The organism is Rhodococcus sp. P4_F3_2 (genome assembly GCF_056401335.1).
In genome coordinates, this window is record NZ_JBFUJN010000026.1 from 98,102 (window position 1) to 112,528 (window position 14,427).

Annotated in this window: 17 protein-coding genes; 9 read left to right on the forward strand and 8 right to left on the reverse strand. The window is 63.8% G+C overall.

The annotated features are described in order from the left end of the window. Positions 1–36 precede the first annotated feature (36 nt). Both AC1DWA_RS24460 and AC1DWA_RS24465 read left to right on the forward strand, forming a co-directional pair. Positions 37–639 (forward strand): flavin reductase family protein, encoded by a 603-nt coding sequence (locus tag AC1DWA_RS24460; RefSeq protein WP_205907656.1) that lies wholly within the window; start codon positions 37–39, stop codon positions 637–639. Positions 640–697: 58 nt separating this feature from the next. Beyond that, positions 698–1,525, forward strand: a complete 828-nt coding sequence (locus AC1DWA_RS24465; RefSeq protein WP_477847356.1) for a siderophore-interacting protein — start codon at positions 698–700, stop codon at positions 1,523–1,525. A 64-nt stretch (positions 1,526–1,589) separates the two neighbouring features. Here AC1DWA_RS24465 and AC1DWA_RS24470 read toward each other — a convergent pair whose 3' ends face one another. Genes AC1DWA_RS24470 through AC1DWA_RS24480 form a run of 3 tightly spaced genes read right to left on the reverse strand, consistent with a single transcriptional unit; the run spans position 1,590 to position 3,726 of the window. Next, entirely contained in the window at positions 1,590–2,036 is a 447-nt protein-coding gene (locus tag AC1DWA_RS24470; protein ID WP_205907655.1) for a DUF6918 family protein, read from the reverse strand. 48 nt (positions 2,037–2,084) lie between these two features. Further along, on the reverse strand, positions 2,085–3,080 hold the full coding sequence (locus AC1DWA_RS24475) for an o-succinylbenzoate synthase (RefSeq protein ID WP_205907654.1): 996 nt from the start codon (positions 3,078–3,080) through the stop codon (positions 2,085–2,087). A 1-nt stretch (position 3,081) separates the two neighbouring features. Then, entirely contained in the window at positions 3,082–3,726 is a 645-nt protein-coding gene (locus AC1DWA_RS24480) for a PaaI family thioesterase (protein ID WP_024487302.1), read from the reverse strand. An 83-nt stretch (positions 3,727–3,809) separates the two neighbouring features. Here AC1DWA_RS24480 and AC1DWA_RS24485 point away from each other — a divergent pair, with 83 nt between their 5' ends. Together AC1DWA_RS24485 and AC1DWA_RS24490 are read left to right on the forward strand one after the other, a co-directional pair. Continuing rightward, positions 3,810–4,703 (forward strand): 1,4-dihydroxy-2-naphthoyl-CoA synthase, encoded by an 894-nt coding sequence (locus AC1DWA_RS24485; protein WP_024487301.1) that lies wholly within the window; start codon positions 3,810–3,812, stop codon positions 4,701–4,703. Positions 4,704–4,731: 28 nt separating this feature from the next. Then, positions 4,732–5,121: a VOC family protein gene (locus AC1DWA_RS24490; RefSeq protein ID WP_019744328.1), complete on the forward strand. Its 390-nt coding sequence runs from the start codon at positions 4,732–4,734 to the stop codon at positions 5,119–5,121. Between the two features lie 80 nt (positions 5,122–5,201). On the opposite strand, the gene AC1DWA_RS24495 is transcribed toward AC1DWA_RS24490, so the two are convergent. The 5 genes from AC1DWA_RS24495 to AC1DWA_RS24515 are packed head-to-tail and all read right to left on the reverse strand — an operon-like array spanning position 5,202 to position 10,798. Continuing rightward, a complete protein-coding gene (locus tag AC1DWA_RS24495; protein WP_003942018.1) occupies positions 5,202–5,561 on the reverse strand; it encodes a hypothetical protein in 360 nt (119 codons plus the stop codon). Between the two features lie 2 nt (positions 5,562–5,563). Beyond that, positions 5,564–6,322: an ABC transporter ATP-binding protein gene (locus AC1DWA_RS24500; RefSeq protein ID WP_141487551.1), complete on the reverse strand. Its 759-nt coding sequence runs from the start codon at positions 6,320–6,322 to the stop codon at positions 5,564–5,566. Continuing rightward, a complete protein-coding gene (locus tag AC1DWA_RS24505; RefSeq protein ID WP_007728482.1) occupies positions 6,319–7,062 on the reverse strand; it encodes an ABC transporter ATP-binding protein in 744 nt (247 codons plus the stop codon). The genes AC1DWA_RS24500 and AC1DWA_RS24505 overlap by 4 nt, the downstream gene beginning before the upstream one ends. Further along, positions 7,055–9,313 (reverse strand): ABC transporter permease, encoded by a 2,259-nt coding sequence (locus AC1DWA_RS24510; protein WP_030535486.1) that lies wholly within the window; start codon positions 9,311–9,313, stop codon positions 7,055–7,057. Before AC1DWA_RS24510 ends, AC1DWA_RS24505 begins: the two co-directional genes overlap by 8 nt. A gap of 60 nt (positions 9,314–9,373) precedes the next feature. After that, the gene (locus AC1DWA_RS24515) at positions 9,374–10,798 is read right to left on the reverse strand and encodes an ABC transporter substrate-binding protein (protein WP_317558366.1); all 1,425 of its coding nucleotides are present in this window, start codon (positions 10,796–10,798) and stop codon (positions 9,374–9,376) included. 284 nt (positions 10,799–11,082) lie between these two features. Between AC1DWA_RS24515 and AC1DWA_RS24520 the strand changes: the two genes are divergently transcribed. Genes AC1DWA_RS24520 through menE form a run of 5 tightly spaced genes read left to right on the forward strand, consistent with a single transcriptional unit; the run spans position 11,083 to position 14,394 of the window. Next, a complete protein-coding gene (locus tag AC1DWA_RS24520; protein WP_477847351.1) occupies positions 11,083–12,282 on the forward strand; it encodes an inorganic phosphate transporter in 1,200 nt (399 codons plus the stop codon). A 15-nt stretch (positions 12,283–12,297) separates the two neighbouring features. After that, positions 12,298–12,561 (forward strand): membrane protein, encoded by a 264-nt coding sequence (locus AC1DWA_RS24525; protein WP_019744334.1) that lies wholly within the window; start codon positions 12,298–12,300, stop codon positions 12,559–12,561. Positions 12,562–12,615: 54 nt separating this feature from the next. After that, positions 12,616–12,951 carry a DUF3349 domain-containing protein gene (locus tag AC1DWA_RS24530; protein ID WP_019744335.1) on the forward strand — a complete coding sequence of 112 codons (336 nt, stop codon included), beginning with the start codon at positions 12,616–12,618 and terminating at the stop codon, positions 12,949–12,951. A gap of 4 nt (positions 12,952–12,955) precedes the next feature. Beyond that, positions 12,956–13,258, forward strand: a complete 303-nt coding sequence (locus tag AC1DWA_RS24535; RefSeq protein ID WP_019744336.1) for a DUF3349 domain-containing protein — start codon at positions 12,956–12,958, stop codon at positions 13,256–13,258. Beyond that, a complete protein-coding gene (gene menE, locus AC1DWA_RS24540) occupies positions 13,255–14,394 on the forward strand; it encodes an o-succinylbenzoate--CoA ligase (protein ID WP_041814793.1) in 1,140 nt (379 codons plus the stop codon). Before AC1DWA_RS24535 ends, menE begins: the two co-directional genes overlap by 4 nt. The last annotated feature ends 33 nt before the right edge of the window (positions 14,395–14,427 follow it).

Sequence of the window (14,427 nt, forward strand, 5' to 3'; positions counted from 1 at the left end):
CATGCCCAGGGGCGGGGACAGCGGCATTATGTGTGGGTGCGCACACTCTTCGATCCAGCCGAGCTCGAACCCCGCCGGTTCTATCAGTTACTCACCGCTTCGGTGGTCCCCCGGCCGATTGCCTGGGTGTCCACCCTGTCGGCGGACGGCGTCGGCAATCTGGCTCCGTACAGCTTTTTCACCGTGGCAAGTTCGGCGCCGCCGATCGTGCAGTTCACGTCGGTCGGACGCAAGGACAGTCTGCGCAACATCGAAGCGACCGGCGAATTCGTGATCAACCTGGCGACCGCCACGCTCGCAGACGTGGTGAACAACAGTTCGGCCTTCTACGACGCCGAGGCCGACGAATTTCTCGAGTTGAACATCCGTAGCGAACCGAGCGAGCGGGTTCGCCCTGTCCGGGTCGCCGACTCCCCGATCGCCATCGAATGCACGCTTCACCAGGTCATCGAGGTCGGTAATTCATTTGTCGTGATGGGAAATGTGGTCGCGGTCGCAGTACGTCCCGAGGCTGTCGCCGACGACGGGTTACCGGACTTCGCGGCAATCGCACCGATGAGCCGACTTGGCCGAGCGCAGTGGGGTCTTCCTCCCGAAGTCGTCGAAAAGGACAGACCCACCACTCCACAGCGACCCTAAATCAGGTTAGGGTTACCTGATTAGGTTCGAGTAACAGATAATCAGGGAGCAACCAGTCATGGCCAAGCGCGCCAAGTTCGTGAAACCGGCCTCACGCAGCATCGTGTCGGCGCAGGTCGTGGCGAACAAACGAATCAGCCCGAGCTTCATCCGGGTGACCATTGCCGGCGAAGAGCTGTCCACCATCACACCGATGGGTGCCGATCAGTGGTTCCGCATGTTCATCCCGCAGGTCGGCCAGAGCGAACTCCGGTTGCCGAGCGCGGCAAGCAATCTCTGGTACGCGCAGTACCTGTTGATGTCCAAGGACACGCGACCGGTCGTGCGCAACTACACGATTCGCGCCTACCGTGCTGCCGGAACCGGTCTCTTCGGCGAGACCACGGAAATCGACATCGACTTCGCTTATCACGGCGACATCGGCCCGGCATCCGCGTGGGCGGACACCGCGTCGACCGGCGACAATGTCGCCCTCCTCGACGAAGGCTGCATCTACAACCCCACACCCGAGGCCAAGTGGCAACTGCTCGTCGGCGACGAGAGCGCACTTCCGGCGATCATCGGCATTCTGGAAACCGCGCCGGCAGACCTGCGTGCCGAGGTCTTCGTCGAGATTCCGAACATCGAAGACAAGCAAGACATTCCGGAGTTGGCGAACGTCAACGTGCATTGGCTCGTTCGCGAGGACGAACACGCAACGCCGGGTGTTCTGACCCTCGAGACCGTCCGCGCCGCCGAACTGCCCGAGGGGCCGTCCTACACGTTTGTCGCCGGCGAACAGGCACTCACCACCGGGCTGCGTCGACATCTCGTGAACGACCGAAAGTTCGCCAAGACCGACATCACCTTCACCGGCTTCTGGCGCCACGGACATTCGGCTCACTGACAAACGAATGCAAAAAACGAGCGGCCCGGGAGAAACTCCCGGGCCGCTCGTTGTCTACGTTCGCTTATGCAGCGTGCTTCTGGATCACATCGCCCAGACGCGGCAGAGCTGCAGTCACATGCTTCTTGGCCGAACCGCGCAGCTTCGAGTACATCGACTTGACGACGGCCTTGTCGCTACCTTCGATACGCTCGTCCGTCACCTCGAGGAGGGAATCGGCAACCGCGTCACCGCGGGTGCTGATGAAATCGGCGAAGCTGCCTTCACCGGAAGCCGAGAATTCCTGCCAGTACGGCTCGAGCTTTGCCACGAAAGCCGGCAGAAGCGCGGTGACGGCGTCCGGCACGATGGACGGGCTCACCTTCTTGACCGCGCCGTAACCACCCTTGAGAGCCAGCCCTGAGGCCCCCGACTTATCCGAAACCTCTGCGTCGATCAAGGTCTGCACGTCCGCGACGACCGCGGGAACCCGTGATTCCTCGAGCAGGGTTTCGTTCAGAGCTGCAACCACTTTCGATCCCTTCATTCTTCACTGATGTTCATCAGGTCGCGCCCGAGACTATACGAAATTCGGCAGGTCTCTACTGCCGAGTATCCGATGGCAGCGCCTGGCCCTCTCCAACCACCAGTCGCGCCGGCCCGCGGGCGCGGCCAGCGTCTCGAGCAGAACCGGATCAGGCTCGACAGCACCAACGGACAAAGCGCCGTCGACGGCTGCTCCGGTGACCGCGACATCCCGGACGAACAGGCCGCCCGTGCCGAGGCCGCAGGCAAACGGAAGCCTGGGCAAGGCTGCCGCGGCCGCCAGTCCCGCGGACATCCCCACAGCCGTGTCCAGCGCACTCGAGACCACCACCGGCACCCCGTAGTCCGCCAGCTGCGCCGACAGCGCCACCACAGCACGCATTCCGCCCAGCGGGGGCACCTTCACGACGGCTACGTCCGCTCCCCCGGCTCGTACGACGCGCAACGGGTCCTCCGCACGGCGAATGCTCTCGTCGGCAGCGATCCGCACACCGGTCCCCGCGGCGCGGACGCTGACCAGTTCCTCGACGCTTGCACACGGCTGCTCCGCGTATTCGAGTTCACCGTCTTCGGTGATCGCTCGCAAAGCCGTGATCGCCTCGTCCACACTCCAACCGCCGTTGGCGTCGACGCGCACGTTCGGGATGTGCCGACGCACCTCGTTCACCCGGGCGACGTCCTGCGCCAACGACTGCCCCTTCTCGGCGACCTTGACCTTGGCGGTCCGGGCCCCGGGGAAGCGCTCCAACAATTGCGGAACGGCAGAGGCGTCGATCGCCGGCACGGTGGCGTTGACGGGAACGGCGTGACGAAGCGCAGGCGGCGGACCCAGCCACGCCGCCTCGATCCCGGCGAGCAGCCACTGCGACGCCTCGTCGTCGTCGTACTCGACGAAGGGTGCGAATTCTCCCCACCCGGCCGGGCCACGAACGAGCAGAGCCTCACGAGTCGTGATGCCGCGAAAGCGAACTCGCATCGGCAGCGCGAGCACCACGGCGTCCGAGATCAGATCGTCGAACGAGGGGAACATGTCAGGGCTGTCCTGGAAGCAGTTCGATCATGAGCGCCTCACCGTCGGCGAGGAGCTTGCCGTCGAGGTCGGTCAGACGTGCGCTGACAAAGGTCTTGCGACCCTCGACCCGATCCACCTTTCCTTCGATCACCAGTTGCGTGTTGAGCGGAGTGATCGCGCGGTAGTTGATGTGGAGGTAGCCGGTCCGGGAAATCGGACGGCCACCCGCGTGGACCGTCATCCCGAAGACGTCGTCGAACAGCAAGGGCAGGACACCGCCGTGAGCGGCACCGTTGCCGCCCAGGTGGTAGCGGCGGAAGACGCCGGTACTGCGGACTCCTTCGGTGTCGAACTTCTCGACCATCCACGGGAGCATGAGGAGGCTGCCGCGTCCGGGCAGTTGGATGTTCGAGCCCGCGGGCGACTTGCCCTCCGGCACCTCGTACGGAGTCAACCGATCGGCAAGCTCCTCGGCCTGCGTAGCGATGTCTGCGAGTACGTCGTCGGGAACATTGGTCGAGACGGCAAGGTCCTGCAACCTGCGCATCGCTTCGACGAAGCGGCCGAAGTCCGGACCTGCGGGAGTATGCCGGAACCGTGGAAATCCGCCCCGCTTCTCACCGTCTGTGACGATCTCCGTGCCGTCTGCGGTTTGTTCGCTCATGACCTGCACGTTAGCGCGCCCGGGAACGTGTTCTACCTCAGGCATCCGTTAGACACGCGAGGCGTGCCTCTATCGTGACTGAGGTGACCTTCAACCCGCAGCTCTGGCGCCCTGTTCCCGGATTCGAGAACCTCACCGACATCACGTACCACCGGCACGTCAGTCAAGGCACCGTTCGCGTCGCCTTCGACCGACCGGAAGTACGTAATGCGTTCCGCCCGCACACCGTCGACGAGTTGTACCGCGCGCTCGATCACGCCCGTATGACCTCCGACGTGGGAGCGGTCCTGCTCACCGGCAACGGACCGAGCGAGAAGGACGGCGGCTGGGCGTTCTGCTCGGGCGGAGACCAGCGCATCCGTGGCCGCAGCGGCTACCAGTACGCCGAAGGTGAAACGGCGGACACCGTCGACAAAGCACGCGCCGGACGCCTTCACATCCTCGAGGTCCAGCGCCTGATCCGCTTCATGCCGAAGGTCGTGATCTGCCTGGTCAACGGTTGGGCTGCGGGCGGCGGTCACAGCCTGCACGTGGTGTGCGACCTGACGCTCGCCAGCCGCGAGCACGCACGGTTCAAGCAGACCGACGCCGACGTCGGAAGCTTCGACGGCGGCTACGGCAGCGCCTATCTGGCAAAGATGGTGGGCCAGAAGTTCGCTCGCGAGATCTTCTTCCTGGGTGAGACGTACACCGCCGAGGAAATGCATCAGATGGGCGCGGTCAACAAGGTTGTCGACCACGCGGAACTCGAAAACGTCGCGATCGACTGGGCAGGCAAGATCAACGGCAAGTCGCCGCAGGCACAGCGGATGCTCAAGTACGCGTTCAACCTGCAGGACGACGGGTTGGTCGGCCAGCAGCTGTTCGCCGGTGAGGCAACACGTTTGGCGTACATGACCGACGAGGCCGTCGAGGGTCGCGACTCGTTCCTCGAAAAGCGTGATCCCGATTGGTCACCATATCCCTGGTACTTCTGAGACAGTAGGTGCGAGAGGGAGGTCGGACGTGGAGATTCTGAGTAGCCGTACGATATTGCGCCCGAGCGAGTACGAACGAACGCTGAGCTTCTACCGAGACACCCTCGGTCTGGCGATCGCTCGTGAATATCCCGGCGGCACAGTCTTCTTCGCCGGCCAAGGGCTGATCGAAGTCGCAGCGCACGGCGGCACCGGCGAAGGTGGCTTTCGCGGCGCGATCTGGCTGCAGGTCCGTGACCTCACTGCCGCTCAGACCGAACTGGTTCTCGCCGGAGTCAAGATCGCCCGCGAGGCCAGGCAAGAACCGTGGGGTCTGCACGAGATGTGGATCGCCGACCCCGACGGGACACCGATCGTGATGGTGCAGATCCCGGAGGACCATCCGATCCGACGCGATTCCCGGCCACCGTCCGCGTAGTCGAGACACAGCTGTAGCCGAGCAGTGACAGATGCCCGCCACGACTTTCGTGGCGGGCATCTGTCGGTTCTTCGCAGAGATCAGTTGCGCGTGCTCAGCGCCTGAGAGATCTGATCTGTCTGGGCCTGACCCTCGAGCAGTTGGCGAACCAACCACAGCCGCAGCACCTTTGCCACCGATGCGGCCAGGAAGAGTGCGGCACCGACCACTGTCAGGGCGAGGAAAACCACGGTGAGGATCTGGTACGACACCAGATCCCGCAGGTCCGAGAGCGTCAGCGAAGAGATGTAGACGACGAAGGCGCCGACGACTCCGACGACCATGAGCACCAGGCCGGCGATGCGCGTCGCAGCGTCGCCGCCTGCCTGCTTCTTGTCCAGCTTCAACTCTGCGATGTTCTTCTTGAATTCCTCACGGCGATCTTCGGCGAGAGTAGTCATCGTCATCCTCCTAGATAACTGGTAGAAAGTTCGTTTTCGATGTCGTGTGGATCGCCGGTCTTCACGACGCGTCCCTGCAACATGAGTGCGGCCGAGGTCGCGATGGGCAGCACCGCTCGTGCGAACTGCTCGGCGACGAGAATGGAAATGCCTTCGGCTGCAAGCGAGCCGACGACGTCGTACATCTGCGAGACGATTCGAGGTGCGAGACCCATCGACAGCTCGTCGAGCAGGAGCACCGTCGGGTGAGTGCCGAGCGCCCGTGACAGCGCCAGCATCTGCTGCTCGCCGCCGGACATCGATCCGGCCAACTGCCCGCGCCGCTCCCCCAGGATCGGGAACCTGCTGTACGCAACCTCTTCGAGTTCGGCCAACCCGACGCCCGTTCCGGTGGCGATCCACAGATTTTCGCGCACGGTCAGGTTTGCGAAGATCCCGCGCCCCTCGGGGATGGAGCAGACGCCCAGCCTCGCCAACTCCGAAGGCTCGACGCCGTTCACGACCTGGCCCGCGAGCCGGAACTCGCCGCGGGTGACCGGCAGGACGCCTGAGCAGATCTTGAGCGTCGATGTCTTGCCACCGCCGTTGGGTCCGAGCAGCGCCACCACTGCGCCCGGTTCGAGTACCAGATCCACCCCGTGCAGAACCTCGATGGATCCGTAACCGGCACGGACACCGGACAGTTCGAGCAACGGTTCGGAGCGGTCGGGGCTGCGTATGCCCTCGTCGATTTTCGCCTCGCCAATTTTCGCTGAAGTCATACCGCCTCCTCCTCGGTCCCGATGTAGGCCGCGATCACTTCCGGATCCGTCCGGATCTTCTCCGGATCGCCCGAGGCGAGGACTGCGCCGTAGTCGAGCACGTGAATGGTCGAGCACACCTTCATCACCAGCGGAATGTCGTGCTCCACCAGACAGATTCCGAGTCCACCCGCCGCCAGCTCGGTGAGCATCTCGGCAAAGACCTCGGTTTCCTGCTCGGTCTGGCCCGAGGCCGGTTCRTCGAGCAGCAGCACTCGCGGGTCGGTCATGAGCGCCCGTGCAACTTCGACAACGCGGGCGCGTCCGGTGGGGATGTCCGCGACGTCCTTGTCCGCGACATCCGTCAGCCCGGTCAGCTCCAGCAGACGATCCGTCTCGCTGTCCACGTCGATCTTGTTCCGGCCGTTCGCCTTGTGGATGTCTCCGGCGACGCGCAGGTTGTCACGCACCGACAGCGAGACGAACAGTTCGAGCCGCTGGAAGGTACGTGCGAGCCCGCGACCTGCCCGCTTGTGCGGCGGTAGCTTCGTCACGTCGACGCCGCCGAGGAACACCTGACCGGACGTGGGTTTCTGCAGCCCGGTGATGGTGTTGAAGAGCGTCGTCTTGCCCGCACCATTCGGTCCGATGAGTCCCGTCACGGTTCCGGGTTGCACGGTGAGCGAAACGTCCTTGACCGCGACGTGCCCACCGAAACGAACACTCACACCGCGTGTTTCGAGAAGAGGTGTGTCAGACATGGGCGGTCAACTCCTTCGGCGAGCCGCCCTGGTACTGAGGAATCCCCAGTTCGCGGTCGATCTCGTCACGGATCTCGGGGCTGTACGGGACGTCGATCCCGACGTCTTCGGGAACGACTGTCGCCTTGGCGGCCAATTCTTCCGGAGTGAGAACCGCACGGGGCATGACCATCTCGCCGATCACGGGCAGCATGAACACCACCGCGATCGTGATGGATGCGAACCACCAGTTGCCGAGCACGCCGGTCAGAGCAAGGACGTAGGTCAGTAGAACGACTGCGGCGCCGCCGATCAGAACCGGCCTGGCATCGGAGAGTCGACGGTATCCCTCGATCACGCTGTGCACGGTGCCACTGGGGTTCGCGCCGACACCGATGCCGATCAGCGCCGGGCTGACGGCCGCGATGTTGCCCAGCAGCAGCCACATTCCCTCCAACTCCGGTTGCGCCGAAGCCAGATTGGTGAACGAGACCATGATGACGGCAAAGCCGATTCCGGCCATGAGCCCACCGAACAGCGCGCCGGTGACGTATCCGATGCCCGCGACGACGGTCAGCATGAGCAGCGAGAGGCTGACCATGATGGCAAAGCTCTCACCCGAGACCGAACCCATCGCGCTCGACATCAGAATGCCGCCGAGACCGGCGATCCCCGAAGAGATCATGAAGACGCTCAGCTTGAGCCGAACCAGGCTCTGGCCGAGCATGGCCGAACCGGCCGGGCTGTCCTTCATCGCAGCGAGTCGGCGCCCGTAGCCGCTGTTACGCAACGCGATGACGCCGACGCCGAGTACCGAGAACAGGGCGGTCACGGTCATCAGGAACACCGTCTCGTTGCTCAGATCGAGCGGGCCGATCTTCAGCGGCGGGAGGGCGATGTTGCCGTCTTTGAACAGCGAATACTTCATGCCGAACATCTCGTGTTCGGTGGTGTCGCGAAGGACCATGTTGGAGAGGAACACTCCGAAGGCCATGGTCGCAAGCGCGAGATACAGCCCTCGAAGTCGCAGCGCCGGCAGGGCGACGAGGCCACCGATCACTGCGGTGACGAGGACTCCGACGACGATGCCCCACAGGTTGAGGTGCGCAGCCAACCCGGAACCTGAGATCCCGAAGTGGAAGGCCACGATGGTCGCGATAGCGCCGAAAGATACCGGCGCCAAGTTCAACTCACCCGCGTAGCCGGTGAGGAGTGTGAGCGAGAGTGCGATGATCGCGAAAGTCATTCCGATGGTCAGTGTCGTGACCGCCGACGTCACCATCAGCAGACGGATCAGGTACACGATGACGATCAGTGCCACGCCCCAGACGACGGCCTTGCGCACGCTCGGAACGTGGTACCGCTCGCGAGTGCGAGTGACCGCACCGCGCAGGCGGTCCTGAGGTAGGACGATGAGTACGACGAACAGCGCGATCATCGGCAGGGAGACACGGAAATTCGACGTCCAACTCCAACTGGTCGGGAAGTACGCCAATACGTACGTACCGGCAAGCCCGAGAACCACGGCGCCGACAAACGTGCGTGGGATGCTGCGCAACCGACCGAACATGGCCGCGGCAAACGCGTCGATCACCAAGAGCGTCAACATGTTCGCCTCGAGTGTGCCGCCACTGATCGGGGTGATCAGGATGCCGGCCAGGACTGCAAGCGTCGAACCCATCGCCCAGGACAGTGCCGCGAGACGCTCCGGATTGTGGCCGTTGAGGCGCAGTAGTTCCGGATCGTCGACGACGCCGCGCATCGCCACACCGGCACGGGTGCGCGTGAAAAGAATACGCAGACCGACGGCGATAGCAATCGCAACGAGGATGCAGATCAGCTCGTGGTAGCGGATGCTCGCGCCGAACACCGTGATCTTGGACTGGTCACCGAAGAACATTTGCATCGTTCGGGCGGTCTCGGGATGCCAGAACCAGTGCGAGATCGAGAGCATTCCGAGCAGGATCGATACCGTCACAACGATTTTGGTGACCTCGGCGGTATCGCGTAGCCCCTTCATGATCAGGACGTAGAGGCCGAGACCCATCAGCGGACCGACCAGGACCAACGAGATCAGCAAGGCGACAACCGTGGGAAGTTCCCAGCCGTAGCGCAACTGCCAGTAGATGAACGCACCGAGCATTGCCTGTGCACCGTGCGCGAAGTTGAAGATGCCTGACGTGTTGTACGTGAGTACCAGCCCGGAGGCGGCGATCGCGTACACCGACCCCAGGACCAGGCCCAGGATCGTGAAAGTGACAAAAGTGTTCATGGCTGAACCCTCGTTAGGGACTCGGGCGGCGGTTGGCGCKCGCCGCCCGAGTCGGAAGAATCAGGACTGCGGCTTGATGACGTTGGCGTTCTGGTACTTCGTCGAAACGCGGTCAGCGCCGAGCTCGGTTCCCCAGGTGCTCTTGTCGGTCGCGACGAGGTACTTGGGGTCGCACTTGAATTCGCCCGCGGTGGACGGGAAGGCCTGCGAGTAGGTACTGCCCTTCAGCGAGGTCATGAGTCCGCAGGTGGCCGGCATGTTCTTGCCGGGATCGGTGACGGCATGCAAGCCGCCGCCGTCCCACTCGTGAATGTTCGAGAGTTCGTCGACCATGCACTGACGCGTCAGATCGCTGCCGCACTCGTCCGCGGCGGCCGCCCACAGCAGGAACGACGACGCCGCCTGCATACCGAGAAGCGCAGTCTTGCCACCCTGCTCGGAAACCAGATCCACGTACTTCTTCACTGCAGGCACCTTGTCCGCGTTCTCGAGCATCTGGAAGGTCATGCCCGCGTTGAGGTTGTCGAGCAGTCCGGTGTCCTTGTTCCAATCGGAGACGGTCGCGCCGTACCAGGTGGCTTCACCGAAGAAGATGGGATCGATCCCGACCTGGTCGAGGGCCTTCACGAAGTTCAGCTCCGACGGGCTTGCCGATCGTGACGTCCAGATACCCTTCGCACCGCACTCCTTGTACTTCTCGGCAAACGGCACGTAGCTCGATTCGCCCTCGTAGTTGAGTGTGACGCCGCAATCCTTGAGCTTGAAGCCCGCAGCCTCGGCGATCGAACGAATCTTCGTGGTGGAGCTGATGATCGTGGGCATCGTGCTGTTGACGACGTCGAAGTCGTTCACCAGATCGGGATGCATCTCGGCCATCTGGAACCACTGCGAACCGTTCGCGTAGTCGACGGGGAACGGAACTCCCTGGAACGTCATGGGTCCGTTCGCGGCGTCCGGCGAGACGGTGAAGCCTGGCACTGACACCAGGTTGCACGCGACACGCGTCTGCTCGGCGGTCTGATCCATCGCGAAGCCGTAGCCGACCATCATGAACTGACTCCCGCACGCTTCCTGCATGACCGAGTTGGCCTGCGTCATCGCGGCGTCGTAGTCGGTACCGACGACCTTGCGCCCGTTGATACCGCCTTGATCGTTGCACCACGAGATGAGCGCGTTCACCGCATCGCTCATTTCCTTGTTCAGCCCGGGAGACTTCACGTACCCGCGGTCGTCACCGAACCCGATCTTGATCTCGGTGTCGCTGACGCCTTGATCGGTTGCGCCGGTGGCATCGCCTTCGCCGCACGGCGAATCGAGGGTGCCGAACTTCGCGTCGGATGTGCTCGACGCAAGATCGGCGCTGGCGCCTGATCCGCCGACAGCGACGGCGTAGGGATCGTCACCACGATTCGATGCGCAGGCTGATGCCAGAACGGCGGTCGCTGCGAGTGCCACGATCAGCTTCGTGGACTTGTTGGGCTTCACGGTCGGAGCTCTCCTTCTCACTGACAGACACCGAGATACAGAGGTGAAACCCCTGTTCCGGTGCGCTCGGTGCCCGTAGGTAATCAGCGTTTAAAACGGTCCGAATGTGCCTTCCCGGTGAGTGAGACCAAAAAGTGAGGTCCCACACAGGGTTCGGATTTCGTGGCGCTGAACACATCGCGAACGGCAGCGCCGCAGCCCACGCGCGGGGACGTACTCCACGGAGGCCCTGTTCGCATCCCGTTCGCTGTACTTTTACGCGTTCGATACGCACAATTCACGTTGTGACCGCAGAGCTCGTAATCCTCCTGGTGGTAGTTGTCACCGCCCTCGCGTTCGATTTCACGAATGGTTTTCACGACACGGGTAACGCAATGGCTACCTCCATAGCGACCGGTGCACTCAAGCCCAAAGTTGCGGTCACACTTTCCGCGATCCTGAACCTGGTCGGTGCGTTCCTGTCCGTCGAGGTCGCCGCGACGGTAGCCAAAGGTGTCGTCAACCTCGGCGCGGTCAGTGGGCAGGATCTGCTGCTGATCGTGTTCGCCGGTCTTGTCGGCGGAATCATCTGGAACCTGGCGACCTGGCTTCTCGGATTGCCGTCGAGCTCCTCGCACGCGCTGTTCGGCGGATTGATCGGCGCCGCGATCGCCTCCATCGGTATGGGCGGAGTCGAGTGGGGCGGAGTGCTGACCAAGGTCGTCGTCCCCGCAATCCTCGCGCCGGTCGTCGCTGCTCTGGTCGCGGGCGTCGGCACCAAGCTCGTGTACCGCATCACCGCATCCGTCAAGGAAGACGAGCGCGAGCGCGGTTTCCGTTTCGGCCAGATCGGCACCGCCTCCCTGATCTCACTTGCACACGGCACCAACGACGCCCAGAAGACGATGGGCGTCATCTTTTTGGCCCTGGTCGCTCACGGCACCATCACCGCCGAGACCGAGATGCCGTTCTGGGTGAAGTTCACCTGTGCCGTCGCGATCGCCCTCGGCACCTACCTCGGCGGTTGGCGCATCATCCGCACCCTGGGCAAGGGTCTTGTCGAGATTGCCGCGCCGCAGGGTCTGGCAGCCGAAGCGTCGTCCGCCGCCATCATCCTCACGTCGAGCCACCTCGGACTCCCCCTCTCGACCACCCACGTCGCCACCGGCTCGATCCTCGGTACGGGTATCGGTCGCAAGGGCGCCGAGGTCCGTTGGGGTGTCGCCGGCCGGATGGCCGCAGCCTGGCTGATCACATTGCCGTCGGCTGCCATCGTCGGAGCTATCTGCTGGGCTCTTGCACATCTGGTCGGCGGACTCGCCGGCGTGCTCGTCGTCTTCGCCGCGCTCATCGCCTTCGCGATCTTCATGTACATACGCTCGCGTAAGGAACCCGTAGACGCGGCGAACGTCACCGCCGAATGGGACGAGAATTCAGATGCGGCAATTGCCGAGATCCCGGCAGCCGAACCCACTCCGTCCACCGAAGCCACCCGCAACTCCTGAAAGGGGCGCAAGAGAATGCATCTACTCACCGATACCCTCGATTCGCTCTGGCAGGTAGTGGCAGTAGGACTGCTCTTCGGAGCGGGACTGCCGGCGATCTTCGCATTCGGCCTCAAGTCGCTGAGCCTGCCTAATCCCGACGGCACCGAAGGACCGACCACCCTGGGTAAAATGGGTGCGTACCTCTGTTTTGCGATCGTGCTCGTCACGATCTTCGCCGGAATTCTGTTGTTGATGAAGAACTTCTTGGCCAGCACGTTCGGAATCCACGTCTTCTGAGTGGTCGTCGCGGCACACCACTGAAACCACCGAAACGAAAATGAGGCCGAGGATTTGAGCAAGTATTCATTGCGCAGCGTGCTCGACTGGCTACGCGCCGGGTACCCCGAGGGCATCCCGGACAAGGATCATTTCGCCCTGCTCGCGGTTCTCCGTCGACGTCTGACCGACGAGGAGATCGAGCAGGTCGTTTCGATGTCCATCGAGTCCGCGCACGAGGTACCGGACCGCCACGTCGACTACGACACGATTCGCGCCATCATCGAGGGGATCCTCAACGAGGAGCCGTCCGAGGACGACGTCGATCGTGTCACCGAAAGACTGCGCGCAGGTGGGTGGCCGGTTATCGAAGACGTGGACGCCGACAACGAAGTTCGAGATGTGAGCTGACGTCATGGCTCTTCCGCCCTTCCTCACGTCGATAGTCGGCTGGTTGCGGGCCGGCTATCCCAATGGCGTCCCCGAACAGGACTACATCCCGCTCTTCGCACTCCTCACTCGCAGACTCTCCGAGGCCGAGGTCGACGCCGTCGCCGACGCGTTGATCGAGGACGGCGATCTGCCCATCGAGAAGACCGACATCCAGGTCCTCATCACGAAGATCACCAACGAGATGCCTCTCGAAACCGATGTCGACCGCGTGCGAAGCCATCTGGCTGACGGCGGTTGGCCCCTTGCCGGGCCGGACATCCGGTGAACGTTCTTCGCACACTCGCGGTTCCGCAGGGCGAGGCGGCTTTCGAGGTATTGCCTGCCGTCGCGCAGATCCTGGGCGGCGAGCACGACGCCGTGCTCCCCGTCCCGGCTGCCGACGCACGCGAGACGGCCCGACTGAGCGACGCTCTGCACCCCGATCAGCCCATCGACGACGGCGTCTCGCTGGTAGTCGCCACGTCGGGAACCACGGGAACGCCGAAGGGCGCGATGCTCGGTGCTGATGCCCTGCGTGCCAGCGGCGACGCGACCCACGAACGCCTCGGCGGCACAGGATCCTGGTTGCTCGTTCTCCCTCCGCACCACATCGCCGGTATGCAGGTTCTGCTGCGCAGTGTTCTCGCCGGAACGCAACCGGTGATCGTCGACGTCAGTGCGGGTTTCGACCCGGCAGCGCTTCCGGGCGCCGTCGCCGCGATGAGCGGACCGCGCCGCTACACCTCCTTGGTGCCGACGCAGTTGGTCAAGGCGCTCGGTGATCGCGCCGCGGTCGAGGCGCTGGCGTCACTCGACGCGGTTCTGCTCGGCGGCGCTGCGACTCCCGCGCCGGTACTCGCGCAGGCCACCGAAGCGGGCATCACCGTCGTCCGCACCTACGGGATGAGTGAAACCTCCGGCGGTTGCGTCTACGACGGAATCCCGTTGTCCGGAGCGCAGATTCGTATCGACGACGGGCGAGTGCTGCTGGGCGGACCGATGCTCGCGTCCGGGTACCGGGGGCTTCCCGACCACCCCGCTTTCGCCGAGCCCGGTTGGTTCCGGACCGACGACGCCGGAGCTGTGGTCGACGGAGTCCTGCGCATCAGCGGCCGGTTGGACGAGGCAATCTCCACCGGCGGGCTGACCGTCGTACCGCAGGTGGTCGAGGCCGCGTTGGCCGATCACCCCGCCGTTCGCGAGTGCGCGGTGATCGGCGTCGAGGACCAGCGGCTGGGGCAGCGGGTGGTGGCCGTGGTCGTACCCGAGGGCGAAGCTCCGACGCTCGACGAACTACGCACACATGCTCAGCGGACACTCGACGTTACCGCGGCGCCGCGCGAGCTGTTCGTCGTGGACGCACTGCCGCTCCGGGGGCCGGGCAAGCTCGACCGCGCCGCCCTGGTGGCTCGGTTCAGCTAGCAGCCGCAGCCCGATTGTTCAGCCGCAGGCCTG

Coding starts and splice junctions, on each gene's coding strand:
- AC1DWA_RS24500 (WP_141487551.1), bottom strand. CDS start 6,322: ATGACTTCAGCGAAAATTGGCGAGGCGAAAATCGACGAGGGCATACGC.
- AC1DWA_RS24480 (WP_024487302.1), bottom strand. CDS start 3,726: ATGAGCGAACAAACCGCAGACGGCACGGAGATCGTCACAGACGGTGAG.
- AC1DWA_RS24525 (WP_019744334.1), top strand. CDS start 12,298: ATGCATCTACTCACCGATACCCTCGATTCGCTCTGGCAGGTAGTGGCA.
- AC1DWA_RS24510 (WP_030535486.1), bottom strand. CDS start 9,313: ATGAACACTTTTGTCACTTTCACGATCCTGGGCCTGGTCCTGGGGTCG.
- AC1DWA_RS24465 (WP_477847356.1), top strand. CDS start 698: ATGGCCAAGCGCGCCAAGTTCGTGAAACCGGCCTCACGCAGCATCGTG.
- AC1DWA_RS24475 (WP_205907654.1), bottom strand. CDS start 3,080: ATGTTCCCCTCGTTCGACGATCTGATCTCGGACGCCGTGGTGCTCGCG.
- AC1DWA_RS24535 (WP_019744336.1), top strand. CDS start 12,956: ATGGCTCTTCCGCCCTTCCTCACGTCGATAGTCGGCTGGTTGCGGGCC.
- AC1DWA_RS24495 (WP_003942018.1), bottom strand. CDS start 5,561: ATGACTACTCTCGCCGAAGATCGCCGTGAGGAATTCAAGAAGAACATC.